The organism is Cupriavidus sp. a3, assembly GCF_051015765.1.
GTDB lineage: Bacteria > Pseudomonadota > Gammaproteobacteria > Burkholderiales > Burkholderiaceae > Cupriavidus > Cupriavidus oxalaticus_A.
This window is the reverse complement of record NZ_CP170645.1, coordinates 416,176-438,102: the sequence shown is the minus strand read 5'-3', so window position 1 is coordinate 438,102 and position 21,927 is coordinate 416,176. Positions and strand designations below refer to the sequence as shown.

19 protein-coding genes and 1 pseudogene are annotated in these 21,927 nt (G+C 64.0%); 19 read left to right on the top strand and 1 reads right to left on the bottom strand.

What is annotated here, in order from left to right:
- Positions 1-621: 621 nt before the first annotated feature.
- The 4 genes and pseudogenes from ACAD63_RS34930 to ACAD63_RS34915 form a co-directional block, all read left to right on the top strand.
- Positions 622-1,059, top strand: a complete 438-nt coding sequence (locus ACAD63_RS34930; protein WP_434034835.1) for a hypothetical protein — start codon at positions 622-624, stop codon at positions 1,057-1,059.
- Entirely contained in the window at positions 1,056-1,790 is a 735-nt protein-coding gene (locus ACAD63_RS34925) for a hypothetical protein (protein WP_434034834.1), read from the top strand. The genes ACAD63_RS34930 and ACAD63_RS34925 overlap by 4 nt, the downstream gene beginning before the upstream one ends.
- Positions 1,791-2,340: 550 nt before the next feature.
- Positions 2,341-3,708 carry a hypothetical protein gene (locus tag ACAD63_RS34920; protein ID WP_434034833.1) on the top strand — a complete coding sequence of 456 codons (1,368 nt, stop codon included), beginning with the start codon at positions 2,341-2,343 and terminating at the stop codon, positions 3,706-3,708.
- A gap of 751 nt (positions 3,709-4,459) precedes the next feature.
- Positions 4,460-4,618 (top strand): annotated as a pseudogene (locus ACAD63_RS34915) (ISKra4 family transposase); the annotation flags it as partial.
- A gap of 39 nt (positions 4,619-4,657) precedes the next feature.
- Here the strand turns inward: ACAD63_RS34915 and ACAD63_RS34910 are convergent.
- The gene (locus ACAD63_RS34910) at positions 4,658-5,335 is read right to left on the bottom strand and encodes a GntR family transcriptional regulator (RefSeq protein ID WP_434034832.1); all 678 of its coding nucleotides are present in this window, start codon (positions 5,333-5,335) and stop codon (positions 4,658-4,660) included.
- A 130-nt stretch (positions 5,336-5,465) separates the two neighbouring features.
- On the opposite strand from ACAD63_RS34910, the gene ACAD63_RS34905 reads away from it, so the two are divergent.
- The 15 genes from ACAD63_RS34905 to ACAD63_RS34835 all read left to right on the top strand — a co-directional run bounded on the left by ACAD63_RS34905 (position 5,466) and on the right by ACAD63_RS34835 (position 21,922).
- Positions 5,466-6,689 carry a pyridoxal phosphate-dependent aminotransferase gene (locus tag ACAD63_RS34905; RefSeq protein ID WP_434034831.1) on the top strand — a complete coding sequence of 408 codons (1,224 nt, stop codon included), beginning with the start codon at positions 5,466-5,468 and terminating at the stop codon, positions 6,687-6,689.
- A complete protein-coding gene (pxpB, locus tag ACAD63_RS34900) occupies positions 6,689-7,432 on the top strand; it encodes a 5-oxoprolinase subunit PxpB (protein ID WP_434034830.1) in 744 nt (247 codons plus the stop codon). Before ACAD63_RS34905 ends, pxpB begins: the two co-directional genes overlap by 1 nt.
- Positions 7,429-8,442, top strand: a complete 1,014-nt coding sequence (locus tag ACAD63_RS34895) for a biotin-dependent carboxyltransferase family protein (protein WP_434034829.1) — start codon at positions 7,429-7,431, stop codon at positions 8,440-8,442. Before pxpB ends, ACAD63_RS34895 begins: the two co-directional genes overlap by 4 nt.
- Before the next feature lie 26 nt (positions 8,443-8,468).
- On the top strand, positions 8,469-9,221 hold the full coding sequence (locus ACAD63_RS34890) for a LamB/YcsF family protein (protein WP_434034828.1): 753 nt from the start codon (positions 8,469-8,471) through the stop codon (positions 9,219-9,221).
- Positions 9,222-9,256: 35 nt separating this feature from the next.
- Positions 9,257-10,846 (top strand): ABC transporter substrate-binding protein, encoded by a 1,590-nt coding sequence (locus tag ACAD63_RS34885; protein WP_434034827.1) that lies wholly within the window; start codon positions 9,257-9,259, stop codon positions 10,844-10,846.
- Positions 10,847-10,920: 74 nt separating this feature from the next.
- Positions 10,921-11,910 carry an ABC transporter permease gene (locus tag ACAD63_RS34880; protein WP_434034826.1) on the top strand — a complete coding sequence of 330 codons (990 nt, stop codon included), beginning with the start codon at positions 10,921-10,923 and terminating at the stop codon, positions 11,908-11,910.
- 11 nt (positions 11,911-11,921) lie between these two features.
- Positions 11,922-12,758, top strand: a complete 837-nt coding sequence (locus ACAD63_RS34875) for an ABC transporter permease (RefSeq protein ID WP_434034825.1) — start codon at positions 11,922-11,924, stop codon at positions 12,756-12,758.
- A 3-nt stretch (positions 12,759-12,761) separates the two neighbouring features.
- The gene (locus ACAD63_RS34870) at positions 12,762-14,441 is read left to right on the top strand and encodes an ABC transporter ATP-binding protein (RefSeq protein ID WP_434034824.1); all 1,680 of its coding nucleotides are present in this window, start codon (positions 12,762-12,764) and stop codon (positions 14,439-14,441) included.
- Positions 14,438-15,745, top strand: a complete 1,308-nt coding sequence (locus ACAD63_RS34865; RefSeq protein WP_434034823.1) for a Zn-dependent hydrolase — start codon at positions 14,438-14,440, stop codon at positions 15,743-15,745. The genes ACAD63_RS34870 and ACAD63_RS34865 overlap by 4 nt, the downstream gene beginning before the upstream one ends.
- 35 nt (positions 15,746-15,780) lie before the next feature.
- Positions 15,781-16,734: a hydroxyacid dehydrogenase gene (locus ACAD63_RS34860; RefSeq protein ID WP_434034822.1), complete on the top strand. Its 954-nt coding sequence runs from the start codon at positions 15,781-15,783 to the stop codon at positions 16,732-16,734.
- Positions 16,731-17,528, top strand: a complete 798-nt coding sequence (hutG, locus tag ACAD63_RS34855) for an N-formylglutamate deformylase (protein WP_434034821.1) — start codon at positions 16,731-16,733, stop codon at positions 17,526-17,528. The genes ACAD63_RS34860 and hutG overlap by 4 nt, the downstream gene beginning before the upstream one ends.
- 67 nt (positions 17,529-17,595) lie before the next feature.
- Positions 17,596-18,531, top strand: a complete 936-nt coding sequence (locus tag ACAD63_RS34850; protein ID WP_434034820.1) for a LysR substrate-binding domain-containing protein — start codon at positions 17,596-17,598, stop codon at positions 18,529-18,531.
- Between the two features lie 254 nt (positions 18,532-18,785).
- Positions 18,786-19,775, top strand: a complete 990-nt coding sequence (locus tag ACAD63_RS34845; protein ID WP_434034819.1) for an N-carbamoyl-D-amino-acid hydrolase — start codon at positions 18,786-18,788, stop codon at positions 19,773-19,775.
- 68 nt (positions 19,776-19,843) lie between these two features.
- On the top strand, positions 19,844-20,857 hold the full coding sequence (locus ACAD63_RS34840; RefSeq protein WP_434035084.1) for a threonine ammonia-lyase: 1,014 nt from the start codon (positions 19,844-19,846) through the stop codon (positions 20,855-20,857).
- 78 nt (positions 20,858-20,935) lie between these two features.
- Positions 20,936-21,922 (top strand): Bug family tripartite tricarboxylate transporter substrate binding protein, encoded by a 987-nt coding sequence (locus tag ACAD63_RS34835; protein ID WP_434034818.1) that lies wholly within the window; start codon positions 20,936-20,938, stop codon positions 21,920-21,922.
- Positions 21,923-21,927: the final 5 nt, after the last annotated feature.

Below are 21,927 nucleotides of genomic sequence, written 5' to 3'. Positions count from 1 at the left end.
AACGTCCGTCTGATCCGCCTGCGCGTATCCCACGCCCATGATCGATGCATCGTGGTGTCGGCAGGCTTCAGTCATGCAACGGCCGTCGCCCCTTTCCTAGGTTGGGAATCAACATAACGGTGACGCGGCCGTGATGTTCTGCTGGCCGGGCGCGAGTGTAATGCCGTTGTTCGGCACGCCAGACCTCGGCCGCCATCGTAGCGTCTCCCAGTGGCGACACCCCGTCGAACCGCAGCGGAAACTATGCGTAGGTTTGCAATGATCAACCATTCCAAAACCCGCGCCGCCGGCGGACTCGACCATGCGCCCCCACTGCGACCTACACATAGTTGCGACCTGCACATAGGGGGCGCTATGCAGAGGTTTACATAGCGACCCATAGGTGCCGGTTCCGCCGCCAACGCTCCAAGGGCAGATGTCAGAGTTAAGCAGCCAGGCGAATCGGCAGAGAAGAAGGCCATCCGAGCGGTGGCACCAATGAGCGATGCGCGCAAGCGATCACCATCGACTGCTCGCAGAATGCGCGATAGTATCGTGAATATCTTGCGTCGGCCAAGATTGGCTCCGATTGACTCTCAGTGAGTGGAGAGCATGGCGCCGTACGCGTAATGGGAGATTATAGTGAAGAGTTTCGAGTGGCTTTTGATTGAAAGTGAGTGTGACATCGATAACGACCAATTATTTTCGATAGCCAAAGAAGTCTTTTTGAAAGACACAAAATTAAATAACCTAATCAAAATCGATCACAGAAAAGATTTTGTCGCCATCATAGCGGCATTTAGATTGGCGAGAACATCTCAGGCGCGCAAGGGCGAGCATTTTATTTCCGACAAGCACGAACTAGCTTTTTATATAACAAATCACGAGGCCCATCATTTTGACGAAGCCCTTGGGATAACAAGAAAACATTATGTCGATAAAGTTTTGGCGAAAGAGTGGAGGGACAAGCTTGCTGCAAAATTTCACCCAGACAGGGATAATGAGTCAAATTTCAAGGAGAATGAAGAGGTAACTGAGATTATTAATCGGATATATAAGCGAATGGTTGGTAAAGCATGACTAAATATAGTGCACCCTCTGTGCTTTATCATTCGTTGAGCGGGATGGTATCCAAATTGGAGTTGGAGGTCGCCCTCTCGGCCGCTTCGGCGAGCCTCGATCTAGGCCATGTCAACTCTATAGTCAACGCGTTCTTCAAAAATACAAAAATCTGTGTTACTGGCGTTCCCTATATTAAAATACAGGGGCTTTCGTCAATTCTGCGAACCGGAAGTTCAGGAGCTGAGCGGCCCTTGGTTTACCAAGGGCTCGCCGGAATTGTGTCACCTGCTGAAATTGTAAATATAGACGGATTCGAGCACATATCCGGCCCTACGTTAGTAGGACTGATACACGCAAGAATTCACTTTAAATCTGGTGCAACGAAACAATACTTGAATATAGCTTTGGATCTGTATACGCGGATTATCAATCTTGCCGCGGTTAGGGATTTGAAGGATGTATTTTTGGGGGAAATTGATAATAATAGACCTTATCTCAAATCAGAGCGAATCACCCGATATGGGATTTCTTGCTGTGAACTTTCCGGTTCGAGCTTTGACCATCCAAATCAAGTAGAGTTTTCGCATATCGAGAGTGTAGTGGTTAATCCAATGAAAGCCTTGGACGTCGACAATGGCCTAATCGTTCTGAAGGGCATTCATCTGGAATTAACGCGCAAACAGATTCACACCTATGAGCAGCTATATGATTTCTGCGCAGAGAATGGCTATTCAACAAATTGGGCATAGAGCTAATCACCCGGCCCAGGTGGTTGCTGTCCGCTGTAAGCGCAGAGTTGACGCTTGAGTGGCCACTTCTCAGCGTCTCCCGACGTAAGAAACTGGCCGGTAAGGGCCCGATCGACCGCGAGGGATTGGTTACGCCTGGGCCAGCCGACTGGAGCCGACTCTGAAGCGACATACGTCGACCGCATCTCGTCGCCGCAAAGCTGCCGGTCGAGCGTGAATACAGCCACCTGGAGGAAGGCCCCCACAGCAAAGGGCACACGTCGCCGGGCAGCCCTCGGAGCGATTGAGGCGAGAAGCGCGGCATGAGACCGTGCGTGCTCACCCCTTCGGGAGCCCATCGTGCACGCCACTGGCCGGCAGCCGCAGCGGACGCCGGACGGGGCGCCGCTCCACTACGAGCGCCACTACTCCAACCAGACCATGCTGTACCGCCTAATTCCAGCAACACGCCCCCAGCTTCATCGCGCACACGGAGGCTAGCACTGTGTTATTGACTTGATCCTTACAACGGTAATAGATTGTTACAGTCAAAAACAAACACGGGAAATCGATGAGGACCATCTATCTAGCAGCGGCACTGATCGGAGGTACGGCCGCTCTGGCCACGGCAACGCCGGTGCTTGGCGCACCGGCGGCTCTTTTTTCGTCGGGTACGCAAAAGATTGCGGCGACGAGTGACTGGTTCACTTCCGTGGGGGAGGCCGAAGGCCAGCTCTACGATGTACTCGACGCCAAAACCGACGAAGCCGAGGTCAGCCTAGCAGCGGCCGGCCGGCGTGTCATCGGACATTCGCGCGGCACGGCCGATTGCGAGGATCGTGATACGGACGACGGCAGCACCAAGTATCGCTGCTCTGGTGAAGTCGAGATCAACTGGGTGGACGATGCCGCCAAGGCTTCAACCGGCCAAAAGGCGAAATCGCCGCTCGCCGGAAGCCTGTCTGCAGCGGTGGCGAAACTGGGCATGGTCAGCGCTGGAGCCAGCGCCGCTGATGGCCCGTCATTGACACCCCTTACCAAAGTCCAGAGCCTCCCGCGCGAACGAATCGTAGTCGAGAATTACCTGCTCGACCAATTCCGCAAGAAGTTCCGCACCGACTACAACAGCATGACACTGGACTCGATCTCGGTATCGCAATCCGACCTCGTCATCGGTGACGTGGTGACCGCGTTGCCCCAATCGGTAAACAGCGAGGTATATGAGTTCATCAATGGCACCAATGCGCAGCAGACCCGCACCTTCAACATCGGCGTTACGGTGGTCGAACGCGAGAAGTTCAGCTTCAAGAAGACTGTCGTCACCGGTCGCAAGGAAACCTATTCGATCAAGGTTGATGGTTCCTTCAAGTTCGGCGGTATTGGAATGAAATCGGAAGGATCGGCGAGCGTCGAGAAGAGCCGCACAGTCACGGTGGGCCGGGAAACCGAAGAGGAAAACACGATCACGCGAAAGTTTGACGAGAGTTTTACTCAGAACGTCCCGGCCCAGAGCCTCCTCTTTATCAAAGTCCAGCGTGAGGTTTCGAACAACGTCTATTCGCTGAACGGAGGGGTGACCTTCGACGGCCAGGTCACAGTCGGCTGGCGCTGGAAAGACGTCTACGCTTGCGGCATAGGCAAGACGGACCGGTGCAGCCGCTGGAAGTCCCGCCAAGAAAAGGTGCAACTGTCGCAGATACTGACCCCGGCCGAGCGGACGGTCGATCTGAGCGGCGAAGTCATGGTCTCCTCGACCGCCAACACCAAGACCAAGATCAGCTGGGCGGAAAAACCGATCAGCGATCTGCCGGTCGACAGTGCGACGGCGCTCGACCCCAGCGACAAGGTAGGACTAGTCGACCCATCGAAATTCCTCCCGGGGCACGATGTCCGCAAGGTTGACATGGTCCAGGCAGGGCTGATCTGGCACAACAAGTAAGGAAAAGCTGGGCTCTGTCCCTGGCAGAGCCCAGCCTTCTTCTCGGAGCAGCCAGCCTCAGTCGCAACAAAGCTTCCGCCAAGGCGTCATTCGCGACCTACCGCTTCTGGCCGTCAACGGTCCTCCCTGGCTCACGCCGATCCTCGGCGCTGGATCCACCTGGCCGGCTTCTTATCGTGCTTGAGACGACAGCCGCCATGTCGGAATGCCGTCGTCGAAACTATCGAACCACTCCCGGATTGCGTCGGCAACAACGCTTGGATCGCAAGTGGCGGCATCCGGGATGCATGCCCGAATGAGATCTTCGACGTCAAAGAGTCGTTCCGCCCGAGCCCGCCACGCGTCGCGGTTGCGGGCGAGGATAGTGAGGTGCTGGTCGCGGATCGGAATATAACGCATGGCGGAAACAGGGAATGGAGTCCCGTATTGACGGCCGCCTCCCAAACATCTTGAGCCAGTCGCAGTGACCAGAGGGTGAACCTACAGTCAGGTCTGGGTCGGCGTTGGCGGGCATTGCACGGCAGTCCAGCGAATTCCGGATTTCCAGTCCAGCAAACTGATCTGTAGTCCAGCTAATTCCGGTTTCCTACAGTGCGGGCCGCCCCAGCGAAAGGCAGAACGGCGGTGGCGCAGCCCTCCAAATTTGACATAATGTCCGTACTCAGAAAAAAGTCGGAGGTTAGGACGGTTTTGCTGAATGGGGAGGGAGCATGTCTGTCGGCGCCGCCAGCACGCCAGTCAGCCAGGTATTGTCGAGTCAGCCGTCAATCAGGTGGTCAGCAAGCGGATTGTCAAACGGAAACAGATAGCCTGGCGGCCTCGGCACGCGCATGATTTGCTGCAGATCCGCAGGGCGGAACGTTGGTATCCTTCTGTCGCCGGAGAAGAAGACTACCGCCTTACCGCCTAGTCAGCCCCCGTTTTGGCGCGGTCTCCCTGAATGCGCAGGCTACCACCGCGCAAGCTTCTCAAGAATGGACGCGCGGATATTATCGATGTGCTCGGCAGTGCGGGCCGCAGCTTCCTCGGCATCGCCGCGTTCAAGGGCGCTAATCATGGCCAAGTGTTCATGGCAGACGGGCCCCAGACGCCGGTCGAGCCGCTTTAGCGAGAACATGCGCGTCTTGCGTCGAACTTCCGCAATGATGCTGGCCAGCATCTCGTTGTCACAGTATTTGCAGATGACACCGTGCAGGTCGGCGTCGAGCACCTGGTGCTCCGGATTGCCTGGCTCGTTGTGCTCGAGCAGTTCCTCCACTCGCCGGCGCAGCCTCGCCAGTTCCGCCTTGGGAATCTGACCCGCCGCACGTGCCGCGGCATCGGGTTCCAGCAGGCGGCGCACGTGCAGGGCTTCGAGGATCTCCTGCACCGTCACCTGCCGCACGAACAGGCGGCTGTTCGCGCCACGCTCGAGCAGGCGTTCCCCTTCGAGCCGATGCAAGGCCTCGCGCAGGGGCGTGCGCGAGAACCCGAGCTTGGCGGCGAGGGCGCGTTCCTGAATAGGGTCTCCAGGATGCAGTTCACCGGAAACCAGCAGGTCTAGCACGGCCTCGTAGGCAAGGTTGCCGAGCGCGCGTTCTTTCGGCAGATCGTCGGCTAGGGCATCGGCGTCGGGCAGTGTCTCCATGGCGTTCGCTGAATAGGCGAGGGCATCTGTTTTCGTCATGCGGCGAAGTATGGCACGGCGTTTGCTTGAATGCCAGTGGTATACCAATGGCATTCACTCGGAATGCCGGTATCGACCTCACGCGATTTTCATGCCGACTTCTTCTGCTTCCCGACTCTCCCAGCGCCTCGCCATGGCGCGTCCTTCCGCCACCGGCGCCATGTCTGAAGCCGCTAGGCGGCTTGCCGACGCGGGCAAGCCGGTTATCAGCCTGTCCGAAGGCGAGCTCGATTTCGACACGCCCGCCCATATCCAGTTGGCCGCGATCCAGGCAATGAGTGCCGGCCAGACGCGCTATACCAGCGTCGCCGGCACGCCCCAACTCAAGGCAGCGATTGCACGAAAACTGGCACGCGACAACGGTCTGCACTATGACGATGCAGAAATCATCGCCGGCACGGGTGCCAAGCAGATGTTGTTCAATGCGTTGCTCGCCACCGTCGATGCGGGGGACGAGGTCGTGGTCACGGCACCCTACTGGGTGTCGTACAGCGATATGGTGCACATCGCGGGCGGCACGCCGGTGCTGGTCACCGCCGCGCCCACGGACGATTTCAAGCTCACGCCCGCGGCGCTGCGTGAGGCGCTGACGCCGCGTACCCGCTGGGTGATGTTCAACTCGCCGTGCAATCCCTCGGGTGCGCTGTACTCGGCCGACGAGTTGCGCGAGCTGGCCCGCGTGCTGCGCGACTATACCGATGTGCTCGTGATGTCGGACGAGATCTATGAAGAGATCGTGTTCGATGGCGAGTTCGTGTCGTTTGCACAGGCCGCGCCCGATATGCGCGACCGCACGCTTACCATCAACGGCGTATCGAAGGCCTATGCGATGACGGGCTGGCGCCTGGGCTATGCGGCAGGCCCCGCTTGGCTGGTGAAGGCCATGGCGCTGCTGCAGTCGCAAAGCACCAGCAATCCAAGCGCGATCAGCCAGGCCGGCGCAGTGGCCGCGCTCGACGGTCCGCAGGAATTTCTCGATGGCTGGCGTGTCCGGCTGCGCGCACGCCGTGACCTGGCACTGTCGATCCTTGCCGATGCCGCGCCGGTGCTGACCATGGGCCGCCCTCCCGCAGCGTTCTATCTCTATGCGGACTGCAGCGCGGCGATCGGCATGCGCACACCCGATGGCGCGCGCATCGAAACCGATACCGACTTCGCGATGTACCTGCTCCATGCCGCCAACGTGGCCGTGGTGTCCGGTTCGGCATTCGGCCTGGCACCCTACGTCCGGCTCGCGTACGCCTTGTCCGACGACCGCCTGCGCACCGCCTGCGAGCGCATCGTGAGCGCTTGCGCCGCACTGGAGCGCCCGTGATGACCATTGCGCAACCAGGCCCCCCAACGATGGGACTGACGGACTGGCGCATCGAGCCGGTCGGCGACCGTTGCCTGCAGATTCGCCTTGGCGATCAGGTCAGCGTGGCGGTCAGCCAGACCGTGCATGCCGTGACCGAATGGCTCCTGCGGCAGCAATGGCGTGGCGTGCTCGATATCGTGCCCGCGTTCACTACGGTCGCCGTGCACTACCGGCCGGAGATGTTCCCGCGCGACAAGGGTTCCGCGTTCGCGCAGCTGTCGGCGCGCATCCGGGACGTGCTGGTCGACGGCGTGCCGGCCGTTGTTCATGCCGGCCGCGTGGTCGAAGTGCCGGCCTGCTATGGCGGCGAATACGGGCCTGACCTCGAAGACGTGGCACGCGCCTGCGAAATCGACACCGATGAGGTGATCCGGTTGCACAGTGCGACGCCACTGGTGCTCTATACATTCTTCTTCTCGCCGGGCAATCCGTTCGCCGGGCCCTTGCATCCGCGCCTGAACGTGCCGCGTCGCAGTACGCCGCGCACGCTGGTGCCGGCCGGCTCGGTGGCGATTGCCAATGGCATCTCGTCGATCTATCAGGTCGCGTCACCCGGCGGCTGGAATGTGATCGCCCGCACACCGTGGAACCTCTTCCACATCGACCGGCAGCCGCCAACGCGCTTGCAACTGGGCGACCACTTGCGCTTTGTGCCGATCTCGCCGGCCGAGTTCGACGCCATGCTGGAGCCACGGCCATGAACACGATGCGCGTGGAGCGGCCGGGCATGTTGTCGTTGCTCCAGGACGGGGGCCGTTACGGGTACCAGCGCTTCGGCGTACCGGTCAATGGTGCGATGGACGAGTGGTCCCACCGGCTGGGCAATGTGCTGATCGGCAACGACCCCGAAAGCGCCGCGCTTGAAATTACCCTCAACGGTCCGACCGTTCGCTTTTCTCAGGACACGCTGATCGCCGTGACGGGCGCCGACATCGCCGTGACGGTGGGGGGTGTCCCGCTGCCAATGTGTCGCGCCGTGATGGTGCGGCACGACGTCCCGGTCGCGTTCGGCCATTGCCGACTTGGCGCGCGGGCCTATCTCGCCGTGCGCGGCGGCTTTGCACCGGAAGCGGTGCTGGGCAGCCGCAGCACCAATATGCGCGCGAAGTTCGGCGGCGTGGAGGGCCGCCCATTGCGCGCCGGCGACCGCGTTGTCGTGGCGTCTCCATACCGAGAAATGCTGCCGCTTGCCCGCATGATGGTCCAGAGCGCCATGTCGTGGGTTGCGGCTCGTCAGCCTGCCGGTGCGCTCGGCTGCGCCACGGGAGTTGGCGGCGAGGCGGTGCGCTTCCTGCCCGGTCCGCAGTGGGAACGCTTCACGCCGGCGGCACGCAAGGACTTCGAGCAGGCTACGTTCACGGTGTCGAGCCAGTCCGACCGCATGGGCTATCGCCTCGAGGGGCCAGCGCTTGCGCTGACGTCACCGCTCGAGATGGTGTCTGAGGCGGTCAGCTTCGGCACCGTGCAGGTGCCGCCGGGCGGCGCCCCGATCGTGCTGATGGCCGACCGCCAGAGCGTGGGCGGCTACCCCAAGATCGCGTACGTGATCAGCGCCGACCTGCCGTTGCTGGCCCAGGCCATGCCTGGCACGGCGCTGCGTTTCCGCGCTGTGACTGCCGAGGCCGCCCAGCGCGAACTGCTTGCCACGGAAGACCGCTTGCGCGCCATTGCCCTCGACGCTGCACGCCTGCTAGGCCTTTCCCCCCAATAACACGAGGAACACGAGGAATCCAATCGATGCCGACTCTTGATATCAACTGCGACATGGGCGAAAGCTTCGGCGCCTGGCGCATGGGCGACGACGAAGCGATCCTGCGCCACGTCACGTCCGCCAACATTGCCTGCGGCTTTCACGCCGGCGACCCCGACGTCATGCTGGCCACGGTGCGCGCTGCCGCCAATGCCGGTGTGGCCGTCGGCGCGCATCCGGGCCTGCCTGACCGGCAGGGCTTCGGCCGCCGCGCGATGGCAATGAGCGCGGCCGAGGTCTACGCGCTGACCGTCTACCAGGTGGGTGCCATGCTCGGCGTGACGCGCGCCGTCGGCGTACCACTGCACCACGTGAAGACGCATGGCGCGCTCTACAACATGACTGCCCGCGATGCCGCACTGGCCACCGCCGTGGCCGAGGCCGTGCGCGACGTGGTGCCCGGCACCCTGATCTATGTCGCCAACGCCAATATGGCCGAGGCCGCAAAGGCCGCGGGCCTGCGTGTGGCCAACGAGGTCTATGCCGACCGCTCCTACCAGGACGATGCCACGCTAACGCCGCGCTCGATGCCGCACGCGATGATCGAAGATGTCGAGGCGTCGATTGCCCAGGTGCGCCGCATGGTGCTCGATGGCAGCGTGCTCGCGCTGTCCGGCAGGTCGGTGCCGATCGCGGCCGACACGCTCTGCGTCCACGGCGATCAGCCCGGCGCCGTGCTGTTCGCCGAACGTATCCGCAAGGCCTTCGCCGCCGACGGCATCGCCGTCCAACCGCTTTAACTTCCCCGTCCCCCGCTTCCACAGGTAACCGATCCATGTCCTCCAAGCTGCCCCTGCCCGCCACGCGCCTGCTCAAGATCGCTGCATGTTCGCTCGCCCTGACTCTCGGCGTTGCCGCCGCTGCCCACGCCCAGACCCGCGGCGGTACGCTGCGCGCCATCGCCCAGCCCGAGCCGCCCACGCTGATGCTGGGCCTGAACCAGCAGACGCCCACACAGTATGTGGCGGGCAAGATCTACGAAAGCCTGCTGACGTGGTCGCCTGACATGAAGCCGCAGCCAGGCCTGGCCAAGTCGTGGACCATCTCGCCGGATGGCAAGGTCTACACGTTCGAGCTGCAGCAGAACGTCAAGTGGCACGACGGCAAGCCGTTCTCGTCCGACGACGTGGTGTTCACGATCGACAAGTTCCTGCGCACGGTACACCCGCGTGCCCGCGTGGTGATCGACCAGTTCGTGCAGTCCGTGCAGGCGCAGGGTCCGAACAAGGTGGTCATCACGCTCAAGGAACCCTTCGCGCCATTCCTGAAGTCGTTCGTCAGCGACAACATGCCGATGGTGCCGAAGCACATCTATGATGGCACCGAGTACGCGAAGAACCCGGCCAACCAGACGCCGGTGGGTACCGGTCCGTTCATGTTCAAGGAATGGAAGAAGGGCGCCTACATCGTGCTCGCGCGCAATCCGAACTACTGGCAGAAGGGCAAGCCCTACCTGGACGAAATCGTCTTCAACGTGATCCCGGATGCCGCATCGCGAGCCGTGGCATTCGAGCGTGGCGACGTGCAGGTGGTGAGCGCCGGCGACGTGGACAACGTCGATATCAAGCGCCTGCGCGCGCTGCCGAACGTGCAGTACACGACCAAGGGCTGGGAGATGTTCTCGAAGCTGGCCTATATCCAGATGAACCAGCGCAAGGCGCCGTTCAACAACGTGAAGGTGCGCCAGGCCATCATGGAGGCCATCAATCGAAAGTTCGTGGTGAACAGCATCTTCTTCGGGCTGGGCAAGGTGGCCACCGGGCCGATCTCGTCGACGACTCCGTTCTACGACGGCAAGGTGCCGGCCTACGGCTTCGACCTCAAGAAGGCGCGCACGCTGATCAAGGAGTCGGGCATCGATCCGTCGAAGCACACGATCCGCATCCTGTCCTATCCGTACGGCGCAACGTGGGACCGCCTGGGCGAGTACACGCGCCAGTGCCTGGAGCAGCTCGGCTTCAAGGTAGAGATCGAGTCCGCCGATGCGGGCACCTGGGCCAAGCGCGTGTCCGAATTCGACTTCGACCTGACGTTCAGCTTTACGTCGCAGTATGGCGACCCGGCGCTGGGTGTGTCCCGGCTCTACCTCGCGCGCAACCAGGTCAAGGGCTCGGCCTTCGTCAACAACCAGGGCTATGTGAATCCGGCCATGGATGCGCTGTGGGACAAGGCTGCCGCGGCAACGTCGGACAGCGAGCGGCAACAGCTTTACTCGAACATCCAGAAGACCCTGGTGCAGGAGGTGGCCAACGGTTACCTGTTCGAGATGGAGCTGCCCACGCTCTATAGCGGCAAGGTGCACAACCTGATCCAGACGGCCATCGGCCTGAACGACACGTTCGCCGACGTCTATCTCAGCAAGTAATGCCGATTGCAGGGCGATGCACCGCCAAACCGGCGGTGCATCGGATGCTCCAGTCCCAAGAAGGATACGATCGCGTGGAAAAGGCACTCTCCATCCTGATCGCCAGGCTCGGCAAGGCGTTGTTCGTCGTGCTGGGCGTGGTCATCATCAATTTCATGCTGGTGCGCATGGCGCCCGGCGACCCGGCCGCGGTGCTGGCCGGCGAGTCCGGCGCGTCCGACCCGGCCTATGTGGAAGAACTGCGCAAGGAGTTCGGCCTCGACCAGCCGCTGCCGGTGCAGCTTGGCCGCTATCTGTGGGGCGTGGCCCATCTCGACCTCGGCTACTCGTATCGCGAGCGCCTGCCGGTGCTCGACCTGATCCTCGACCGGCTGCCGGCCACGCTGTTACTGATGTCGTGTGCGTTCGTGTTTGCGTTGGGTTTCGGCGTGGTGTTCGGCGTCATTGCGTCGCGGGCGCGTTATGCGGGGCGGCGGACCTGGCTCGACAGCGTGCTGATGACGGGATCGCTGCTGATCTATGCGACCCCGCAGTTCTGGCTTGCGCTGCTGGCCATCCTGTTCTTCTCGCTCCATCTCGGCTGGCTGCCGCCGTATGGCATGGAGGCAGTGGGCGGCAACCTGTCGGGCTGGGCGCGCGCGTGCGATATCGCCCACCACCTGGTGCTGCCGACGGTGTCGCTCGGCTGCTTCTTCATGGCCGTCTACGCGCGGCTGACCCGTGCGTCGATGCTCGAAGTGCTTGGCATGGACTTTATCAAGACCGCGCGCGCCAAGGGCGTGCCGCTTGGCGAGACCATCCGCCGCCACGCCTTGCGCAATGCGCTGCTGCCCGTGGTGACGTTCGCCGGGATCCAGCTCGGCCAGATGGCCGGCGGCGCCGTGCTGACCGAGACCGTGTTCGGCTGGCCAGGCATCGGCCGACTGATGTTCGATGCGCTGATCCAGCGCGACTACCAGCTGCTGCTTGGCGTATTCCTGGTCACCTCGACAATGGTGGTGGTCTTCAACCTGCTGACCGATTTGGTCTATCGCCTGATCGACCCGCGCATCGGCCGGGCCTGAGGAGCTGCAAGATGTCCTTACTGAAACGCTTTGGCGCCAACCGCGGCGCCGCCGTGGGCCTGGTGCTGCTGCTGGTCGTGATGGTGACAGCGGCGCTGGCAACCACATTCTATGAAGATCCGCCGTGGATGATGGTGGCGGACCCGCTGCTGGCGCCGTTCCAGGACAGCGCCTATCCGCTGGGCACCGACATGCTCGGGCGCGATATCGCCGCAGGTATTGCCTATGGCGCCCGTGTCTCGCTGATGATCGGTGTGATCTCGACGCTGGTGGCCGTGCTGATCGGCATTGTGGTCGGCGCGCTGGCTGGCTATTACGGCGGCCGCATCGACGACTGCCTGATGCGCGGCACCGAGTTCTTCCAGACCATTCCGCAACTCGCGATGGCGCTGGTGCTGGTGGCGATCTTCAAGCCCTCGCTCTACTCGATCGTGGGCGCGATCGCGATCGTGTCGTGGCCACCCGTGGCGCGGCTGGTCCGCTCCGAGTTCATGACGCTCAAGGAGCGCGAATTTGTGCAGGCAGCTGTTGTGATCGGGCAATCGCCGGCACGGATCATCTTCACGCAGATCCTGCCCAATGCCGCGTCGCCGGTCATCGTCACGGCGTCGCTCATGACTGCGACGGCAATCCTGACCGAGTCGGCGTTGTCTTTCCTTGGTCTTGGCGACCGCAACCTGATGAGCTGGGGCTTCATGATCGGTGCCGCGCGCACGATGCTGCGCGAGGCCCCCTGGATGAGCCTGTGGCCCGGCATCGCAATCATGCTGACGGTGCTCGCAATCAACCTGATCGGTGAGGGGCTGAACGACGCCCTGAACCCGCAACTGCGCAAGCGAGGAAACTGACCCATGACCGAATCCGGAGACAAGGCGCCACTGCTGTCGATCCGAAACCTGAGCATCGCCCTGCCCAAGGGCGGTGACCGACCCTATGCCGTGTGTGACACCACGTTCGATATCGGCGCGGGAGAGCTTGTTTGCATCGTTGGGGAATCGGGCTCGGGCAAGTCGATGAGCGCGAACGCGATCATGGGCCTGCTGCCCAACTACCTCAAGCCCGAGTCGGGCCAGATCCTCCTCCAGGGTCGCGACCTGCTGACGCAGAATGAAGCCACGCTGCGCGGCATGCGCGGCAAGGACATGGCGATGATCTTCCAGGAGCCGCTGTCGGCGCTGAATCCGTTGCACCGGGTCGGTGACCAGATCGCCGAAGTCATGCGCGTGCATGGCGAGCGCGATCTGGCTGCGCGCCGCGGGCGCGTGCTCGAACTGCTGGCCTTCGTGGGCTTGCCCGATCCGCCATCGCTGTACCATGCCTATCCTTTTGCGTTGTCGGGCGGACAGCGCCAGCGCGTGATGATCGCCATGGCGCTCGCGCTCGAACCGGCCTTGCTGATTGCCGACGAGCCGACCACGGCGCTGGACGTGACCACGCAGGCACAGATCCTGTCGCTGATCGCCCGGATCCAGAAGGAAAAGGGCATGGGGGTGATGTTTGTCACACACGACTTCGGCGTCGTGGCGGAAATCGCCGACCGTGTGATTGTGATGGAGAAGGGCTGCATCGTTGAGCAGGGCCCGGCCGAGCAGGTACTGAACCGGCCGATGCATCCGTATACGCGGCGGCTGATCGGCAGCGTACCGTCGCACCGCCCACCGGCTGCGGCGCCTGCGGACGACACCAATGGCTATCCGGTGTTGCGCGTTGAAGGGCTGCGCAAGACCTACACCACGCCCGGTGGCCTGTTCCAGCGCAAGCGCGTAGTCGAGGCCGTCAAGGGTGTGAGCTTCGACATCCGCGCCGGCGAGACCCTGGGCATTGTCGGTGAGTCAGGTTCGGGCAAGTCGACGATCGGAAAGTGCCTGCTGAAGCTGACCGCCAACGACGGCGGCGTGATGGCATTCGAAGGGCGCGATATCGCGCCAATGAGCGAGCAGGCGTTCCGCCCGCTGCGCCGCCATATCCAGATGATCTTCCAGGACCCGTTCGCGTCGCTGAATCCGCGCCATACCGTGGGCCGGATCCTCTGCGACGGACCGATCGCCAGCGGCGTGCCGCGTGCGCAGGCCGAGGCGCGCGCGCGTGAGCTGCTCAAACTGGTGGAACTGGATGCCAGCGCCTTCGACCGGTATCCGAGCCAGTTCTCGGGCGGCCAGCGCCAGCGTATCGGTATCGCGCGGGCGCTGGCCATGGAACCGCGCCTGATCGTGGCCGACGAGTCGGTCTCGGCGCTGGATGTCTCGGTGCAGGCGCAGGTGCTCAAGCTGCTGGCAGATGTACAGAAGCGGCTCGGCATCGCGCTGATCTTCATCACGCACGACCTGCGCGTGGCCGCGCAGATCTGCGACAAGGTGCTTGTCATGCACCGTGGCAGCGTGGTGGAGGAGGGCAGTCCTGCCGAGATTTTCGAATCGCCGCGTGATGCCTACACGCGCAGACTGATCGAGGCGATGCCCGGCAAGGCATGGGATCCACACGCCGTGCAGCCGACGAACGTGCCGGAAGCCGAAGCGATGGAGGCGTCATGAGTCTGCCAGCGGAACCGGATCACGCGCTGGCGGCAGCGCTGTTCGCGCAGCTGGCCGAGCAAAGCCACGACGGCGTGGGCATTACGCGAGACAGCTATGGCGCGGGCGAGAACGCGGCCCATGCGCTGGTTGGCGCGGCAGCCGAGTCGCGCGGGCTGGAAGTGCGCCGCGACGCCGCCGGCAATCTCTATATGACCTTGGCGGGACGGGATCGCACCGCGCCGGTTGTGATGACCGGCTCGCATCTCGACTCCGTGCCGCGTGGCGGCAACTTCGACGGCGCCGCCGGCGTGGTGGCCGGACTGGCGATCCTGGCAGGTTGGCGCCATGCAGGAGTCATGCCGGAACGCGACGTGACCGTCATGGCCGTCCGCGCGGAAGAGAGCGCCTGGTTTCCCGTGTCCTACGCCGGCAGCAAGGCTGCCTTCGGTCTGCTCGATGCCAGCGCGCTGCAGCTGTGCCGCACCGATACTGGCCGCACGCTGGCGGACCACCTGCGTGCAGCGGGCGGCGACCCCGGCAAGGTTGCGGCCGGAATCCCCGCGCTGCATGCCGCCGATATCGACTGCTTTGTCGAACTCCATATCGAACAGGGCCCCGTGCTCGACGCAAGCGCCGATGTGCTTGGCGTGGTGACCGGTATCTGCGGCAGCCAGCGCTACCGGCACGCCACGATCCGCGGCCAGTATGCGCATTCGGGCGCCACGCCCCGCAGTCACCGCCGCGATGCCGTGGTGGCGGCCGCCATGCTCGTCACGGCGCTGCAGCGCGCCTGGGTGGCGCTCGAGGGGGCTGGCCACGAGCTGACCGTCACGGTGGGCCAATGCATGACCGATGCAGCGCAGGCCGATTTCAGCAAGGTGTCGGGACGCGTCGATTTCAGCCTCGACATGCGCTCGCGCAGCCGTGCCACGCTCGATGCGATGGATGCGGCCGTTCAGGCCGCACGGACCGAGATCATGCAGGCGTGCGGCGTCGACATCGACCTTGGCGCGGCCACGTCCAGCGCGCCCGCCGTAATGAATGCGGGGCTACAGGCCATGCTGGCGAATGCCGCCGCGCTGGCCGGCGTGGCGGCACGTGCCATGCCCAGCGGTGCGGGCCACGACGCGGCGCTGTTTGCCGCGCAGGGTGTGCCCGCCGCGATGTTGTTCGTGCGGAATGCCAACGGCAGCCATAACCCCGACGAGTCGATGCGGCTCGATGATTTCTCACAGGCAACGCGCGTGCTCGCCAGCGTGCTGGGCGCGCGGGCCGGTGCCACTCTTTCTACTATCTCTTTGAATTTATGCCAGTCTGCCTGATTACCCAGCCGATTCATCCGATTGGCGCCGAACGCATGCGCGCGGCGGGCATCGAGGTGCGCCACAGCACCGCCACGAACGAAACCGAACGTGTTGCCGAAGTCCGCGATGTCGATGCGGTGATCGTCCGCGAAGGCCTCCCGGCCGCCGCGATTGACGCGGCACCACGCCTGGCCGTGATCAGCAACCACGGCACCGGCACCGACAAGATCGCGGTGGCGCATGCCCATGCGTGCGGTATTCCGGTGGTTTCCACCCCTGCTGCAAATGTCCGGGCCGTGGCCGAGCACACCATGATGCTGATGCTGGCCGTGGCGCGTGGCACGGTGCTAGCGGATGCAGCCACGCGGCGCTCCGACTGGCAGCATCGCTATAACGTGCCGATGCACTCGTTGTACGGCAAGACGCTTGGCATTGTCGGCTTTGGCCGTACGGGCCAGATCGTGGCCCGGATGGCGCGTGCCGGATTCGGCATGCAGGTGGTGGTGTGGTCGCCGCGTGTCGACGAGGCCGAGGTGGCCGCGCACGGCGCGGCCCGCGTCGATACGTTGCAGGCGCTGCTTGTGGTATCCGACGTGGTCTCGCTCCATCGCCCCCTGCGTCCCGACACGTGGCACACGATCGATGCCGCAGCGCTGGCGGCGATCAAGCCGGGCGCGATCCTGATCAATACATCACGCGGCGGATTGGTCGATGAGCCGGCGCTCGTCGACGCACTGCGCTCGGGCAGGCTGTTTGGCGCGGGACTTGATGTATTCGAGCGCGAGCCGTTGCCGACCTCGTCGCCACTGGCCACGCTTCCCAATGTCGTCCTGAGCCCGCATCAGGCCGGCTCGACGCAGGAAGCGCTGGCCGACACCGCCAGTCAGTGCGCCGCGCAGGTCATCGACGTGCTCGCCGGTCGCCAGCCCGAACATATGCTCGATCCATCGGTTTGGGCGCGCCGCCGCAACGGGGCGGCACAACGCGCGATGGAGGTGCAGGCATGAACGCGCCCGTTTGCAAGATGACGCGGGGCCGGCTGCCGCTGATCCTCTCGATCCCGCACGGCGGCGAGTTGCTGCCCCACTGGCTTGCGCCACGGCTGACCCCCGTGGCGCGTCAGCGTACGGATACTGACTGGCATCTGCGGCGGCTCTATGCGTTTGCGGCCGAGCAGGGCGCATCGGTGGTCGAAGCCAACTATTCGCGCTATGTGATCGACGTCAACCGGCCCGGCGACGGCAGCAGCCTGTATCCGGGGCAGACCACCACCACGCTGTGCCCGACCGAGACGTTTCGCGGCGAACCGCTCTATGCGCAGGGCAATGGTCCTTTGGCTGAAGAGATCGAGATGCGCAAGCGCGACTTCTGGCAGCCCTACCATGACGCGCTCGCCGCCGAGATTTCCCGCTTGCGCGAGCAGCACGCGAATGTGCTGGTCTGGGAGGCCCACTCGATCGCGGGCGTGCTGCCACGGCTGTTTGAAGGCAGGCTGCCCGATTTGAACATTGGCACCCACAGCGGAGCAAGCTGCGCCCCGGCCATGCGCGAAGCCGTGATCGCGGCGGCGGCCGGCAGTCCGTTCACATGGGTGGCCGACGGGCGTTTCAAGGGCGGCCATATCACGCGTCACTATGGCCAGCCGGCCAACGGCGTCCATACGATCCAGCTCGAAATGGTGCAGGCTGTCTATATGGACGAGCAGGCGCCATTCCCATACCTGCCGGATGCCGCGGCGCGCGTGCAGCCGGTGCTGCGCAACATGCTGGACGGGGCGCTCGCGGCCATGGCGGCACTGTAGTTCGCTGTATCCGGTGGCGCGGATCTTGCACCGGTCTGGTGGTCCTGAGCCGTACTCCTCTCCTCGCATGTCCTCCTCTCCACCGCCGCGCAGGCCATCCGTCACGCCGTTGAACCTGCGCCAGATCGAAGTGTTCCACGCGATCATGCTGGCCGGCTCGCTCAGCGAAGCCGGCCGCATGCTGTGCGTTTCGCAGCCGGCCATCAGCCGTGTACTGGCCACGATCGAGGCGCGCATGCGCTTCGCGCTGTTCGACCGCGAGCGCGGCCGCCTGCATCCAACGCCTGAAGCCCACCGGCTGTTTGCCGAGGTCCGTCCCATCCTCGATGGCGTAATCCGCTTCAACGCCGTGGCGGCCAGCCTGGCCGAGCATGGCGACGGGAAGCTGTCGATCGTGTCGAGCCCGAGCTACAGCGAATGGCTGATGCCGCGCGCGATCCAGCGCTTCCGGCATCGGCATCCCTCGGTGCGGGTTCACTACAGGCCATTGCCGTTCGACGCGTTGCTGCCCTTCGTGGAGCAGGGGCAGGCTGACCTCTGCATCGCGTCGATGGCGCCGCCCGACGGCTCGCAACTGCGTGCGCGCGAGATCGGCGAAGGCAACATCATGTGCGCGGTACCGCGCGGCCATGCGTTGGCCGATTGCGGCGAGCTGACGGTCGACGACCTGCGCGGTTCCACCTTTATCGGCTACGGCGCCGATACGCCGTTCGGCAGGCTCTCGGCGCCGTTCCTGACCTCGGAGCGGGGCACGCTCGCCCCCGATATCGAGATTCGCTCGACACCCGAGGCCATGGCGCTCGTACGCGAAGGCGTTGGCCTGGCCCTGATGGAGTCGTTCGGATACACGCCAGAAGGCGCGGGCGATATCGTGCTCAAGCCGATCCGCCCTGCGCTCACGCACAAGATCTACCTGATCCACCCGCGGCAACAGGCCATGTCGACGCTGGCCAGGGGCTTTGTCGCGACGCTGTCGCACCTGCTTGAACGGCGCCCGGCCTGAGTGTGGCGGCGTTGCGACGACGGCGCGCGTAGCGGCATCAACGTTTGTCCAGCACCTATAACGCGCGGTTATGGGGTGTGCGCGGCGAAGACACGATGCACGCCTGGTTTTGCCTTGTCGATCAGGGGCATAGGGCGCCGGATGCGAAGCCGGGCAGCACCACGCGGCGCGTGGGTCGGGCGCTTTCAGCGCGTTGCCGCGCTCCCTACACTGGACCTGTCTTCAACGCCTGATGCTCCCAGCACCCCCGATTCATGACCAGACTCATCACCGCAGCGGCTGCCCAACTTGGCCCCATCCAGAAACACGAGGGCCGCGATGTCGCGGTCGGTCGCATGGTGCGGCTGCTCGAACGCGCGCACCAGCGTGGGGCGCAAGTCGTAGTGTTCCCCGAACTGGCGCTGACCACGTTTTTCCCGCGCTGGTATCACGAGGATCTGGACGAAGCCGACGGCTGGTACGAGACCGAACTGCCGTCGCCGGCCACGCAGCCGCTGTTCGATGCGATCCGCCGCTACGGCCTGACCGTGTACCTTGGCTATGCGGAAATCGCGTTTGAGCCGGACGAGACTGGCGTGGTGCGCAAGCGCCGGTTCAATACCTCGGTCGTGATCGCGCCTTCCGGCGAAATCGTGCTCAAGTACCGCAAGGTCCATTTGCCCGGTCACGCCGAATTTGCACCGCACCGCAAGGTGCAACACCTGGAAAAGCGCTACTTCGAGATCGGCAATCTCGGCTTCCCGGTCACGCGCGCGCCGATCGGCGCAGCCGACGTGAACGTCGGCATGATGATCTGCAACGACCGGCGCTGGCCCGAATCGTGGCGGGTGCTGGGCCTGCAGCAGGTGGAGCTGGTCATGCTTGGCTACAACACGCCCAGCATGAACCAGGAGAACCGCGGCTTCGAGGCCCATCACCTGCGCGTGTTCCACTCGCAGCTCTCGATCCAGGCCGGCTGCTATCAGAACGCAACGTTTGCCGTGGCCGTGGCCAAGGCCGGCACCGAGGATGGTCACGAGATGTTCGGCCATTCGATCATCGTCAACCCGCAGGGCGAGATCATGGCGCAGGCCACCACATGGGATGACGAACTGGTCGTGGCCGACTGCAACCTTGACCTCTGCGAACTGGGTCGTTCCACGGTTTTCAATTTCGGGCTGCACCGCCGGGTCGAGGCCTATGGCCGCATCACGGCACAGACCGCCAGCGAGGCGCCGCCGGTATGGGCGCCCGCGTCGCGCTGAAGGGGCTATCCATGCAAACGATGCAAGCCAGGCCCAGGCCGGCGCTTCCGCCCACGATCCGCCACGAAATGCTGGGCGAGATGCGCGTACCCGTATTTGCCGATGTTGAGCGGGCAGCACGGGCGCTGGCCCCGCATATTGTCAGGACACCACTACTGCGCAATGCCAGGCTCGACGCGATGGCCGGCGCGCCGGTCTGGATCAAGCCGGAGTGCCTGCAGGTCACGGGTTCGTTCAAGGCACGTGGCGCGCTCAACGCCTTGCTGGCGATGGACGACGCCACGCGGGCGCGCGGCGTGATCGCCTACTCGACCGGCAATCACGGCCAGGCCATCGCCTGGGCCGCGAAGCAACTCGGCATGGATGCCACGATCGTGATGCCGGCCGATGCCCCGCGCAACAAGGTGGAACGCGCGCTGGCGCAGGGCGCGCGGGTCGTGCATTACGACCGCCGCCACGAAAGCCGCGAGACCATCGGCATGCGGCTGCTCGACGAGACCGGCGGGACGCTCGTGCCACCCGGCGACCATCCCGATGTGCTGGCGGCGCAGGGCACGCTTGCGCTCGAGGCGCTGCAGGACCTGCCGCACGCTGCGCGCCCGAACCTGGGCACGTTTGCCGCCCCGTGCGGTGGCGGCGGCATGCTGGCCGGCTGCGGCCTCGCAATCGAGGCCATGAGCCCGGGCACGAAGCTCGTCGCTGCGGAGCCTGCCGCCTTCGATGACACGGTCCGATCGCTTCGTAGCGGACGGCGAGAGACCAATGCACCGGGCGCGGCGTCGCTGTGCGACGCCCTGCAGGCGGTCACGCCAGCCGAACTGCCCTTCGCGATCAATGGCTGCTATCTCGATGCGGCGTATGCGGTCAGCGATGACGAGGTTGCCGCCGCGATCCGCTTCGCGCTTGAAGAGTTGCGGTTGCTCGTGGAGCCCGGCGGCGCCGTGGCGCTGGCGGCGCTGCTCGCGGGCCGGATCGACCTGGCCCGACGCGATGCCCTGCTCGTGCTGTCAGGCGGGAATATCGACCTGCCGCTTCTACAAACGATGCTGCAGCCCACTGCAGCCGCTCCGCACGTGACTTGAGACATCCGTGCTCCTGCCGACGCGTATTCACGCGCGCCGGACTACTGCCAACCCCCGCTGATATTGGAATAGTTCGTCATGTCTCTCAAGTCCACCACGTTCCGCGCGTTCGCGCGCATGGCACTCGCCGCCGCATCGCTGCTGCTGTCCGGCCAGGCCTTCGCTGCCTACCCCGACCGCCCGATCACGCTGATCGTGCCCTTCAACGCCGGCACCACGCCCGATATCGTGTCGCGTCTGTTGGCCGATGCGGTGGGCCGCGACATCGGCCAGCAGGTCGTGGTCATGAACCGCGTGGGCGCGTCCGGCATTATCGGCACGCAGGCCGTCATCAATGCGCCGGCCGACGGCTATACGATCGGCTTTGCCAATGTGGCGACGCTGGCCATCAACCAGTCGCTCTACAAGAAGCTGCCGTATGACGCCGACAAGCAGCTTGCACCCGTGGCACTGACCGGCTTCGTGCAGAACGTGCTGGCCGTGCGCAAGGATCTTGGCGTCAAGAGCGTTGCCGAGCTCGTGGCCAAGGCCAAGGGTGCGCCCGGCAAGCTGGCGGTGGCGTCTGGCGGTAACGGCACCACGGGCCACCTGAGCGCGGAAATGTTCAAGTCGATGGCCGGTGTGTCGATCACACACGTCCCGTACAAGGGCGGGCCGGAGGCCGATCTGGCAGTACTGCGAGGAGAGGTCGACCTTGTGTTCGAGAACATCACGTCGATCTCGCCGTACCTCAAGAATGGCAGCGTCGTGCCACTGGCCGTGACCGGCAGGCAGCGCGACAGCCGTCTGCCGCAACTGCCGACGATGGCCGAAAGCGGCCTCAAGGACTACCAGGCCGTGGCGTGGACGGGCTACGTCGCCCCCGCGGGCACTGACCCGCAGATCCTGGACCTGCTGAACCGCGCATTCAACAAGGCGGCCAATGCCGACGCCATCAAGACGCGCCTGGCCGACATGGCCTATGAGGTCACCACAGGCCCGCGCAGCGCACTGTTCGACCTGGCCAGGAAAGAGCGTCCGGTTTGGGCCGCGGTGATCCGCGCGTCGGGTGCGACCGTGGATTGATGTTC

What these genes read in the sequence shown, in the direction of transcription:
- ACAD63_RS34925 (WP_434034834.1), top strand. Translation starts at nt 1,056, where the DNA reads ATGACTAAATATAGTGCACCCTCTGTGCTTTATCATTCGTTGAGCGGG.
- ACAD63_RS34920 (WP_434034833.1), top strand. Translation starts at nt 2,341, where the DNA reads ATGAGGACCATCTATCTAGCAGCGGCACTGATCGGAGGTACGGCCGCT.
- ACAD63_RS34910 (WP_434034832.1), bottom strand. Translation starts at nt 5,335, where the DNA reads ATGGAGACACTGCCCGACGCCGATGCCCTAGCCGACGATCTGCCGAAA.
- ACAD63_RS34905 (WP_434034831.1), top strand. Translation starts at nt 5,466, where the DNA reads ATGCCGACTTCTTCTGCTTCCCGACTCTCCCAGCGCCTCGCCATGGCG.
- pxpB (WP_434034830.1), top strand. Translation starts at nt 6,689, where the DNA reads ATGACCATTGCGCAACCAGGCCCCCCAACGATGGGACTGACGGACTGG.
- ACAD63_RS34895 (WP_434034829.1), top strand. Translation starts at nt 7,429, where the DNA reads ATGAACACGATGCGCGTGGAGCGGCCGGGCATGTTGTCGTTGCTCCAG.
- ACAD63_RS34890 (WP_434034828.1), top strand. Translation starts at nt 8,469, where the DNA reads ATGCCGACTCTTGATATCAACTGCGACATGGGCGAAAGCTTCGGCGCC.
- ACAD63_RS34885 (WP_434034827.1), top strand. Translation starts at nt 9,257, where the DNA reads ATGTCCTCCAAGCTGCCCCTGCCCGCCACGCGCCTGCTCAAGATCGCT.
- ACAD63_RS34875 (WP_434034825.1), top strand. Translation starts at nt 11,922, where the DNA reads ATGTCCTTACTGAAACGCTTTGGCGCCAACCGCGGCGCCGCCGTGGGC.
- ACAD63_RS34870 (WP_434034824.1), top strand. Translation starts at nt 12,762, where the DNA reads ATGACCGAATCCGGAGACAAGGCGCCACTGCTGTCGATCCGAAACCTG.
- ACAD63_RS34865 (WP_434034823.1), top strand. Translation starts at nt 14,438, where the DNA reads ATGAGTCTGCCAGCGGAACCGGATCACGCGCTGGCGGCAGCGCTGTTC.
- ACAD63_RS34860 (WP_434034822.1), top strand. Translation starts at nt 15,781, where the DNA reads ATGCGCGCGGCGGGCATCGAGGTGCGCCACAGCACCGCCACGAACGAA.
- hutG (WP_434034821.1), top strand. Translation starts at nt 16,731, where the DNA reads ATGAACGCGCCCGTTTGCAAGATGACGCGGGGCCGGCTGCCGCTGATC.
- ACAD63_RS34850 (WP_434034820.1), top strand. Translation starts at nt 17,596, where the DNA reads ATGTCCTCCTCTCCACCGCCGCGCAGGCCATCCGTCACGCCGTTGAAC.
- ACAD63_RS34845 (WP_434034819.1), top strand. Translation starts at nt 18,786, where the DNA reads ATGACCAGACTCATCACCGCAGCGGCTGCCCAACTTGGCCCCATCCAG.
- ACAD63_RS34840 (WP_434035084.1), top strand. Translation starts at nt 19,844, where the DNA reads ATGCTGGGCGAGATGCGCGTACCCGTATTTGCCGATGTTGAGCGGGCA.
- ACAD63_RS34835 (WP_434034818.1), top strand. Translation starts at nt 20,936, where the DNA reads ATGTCTCTCAAGTCCACCACGTTCCGCGCGTTCGCGCGCATGGCACTC.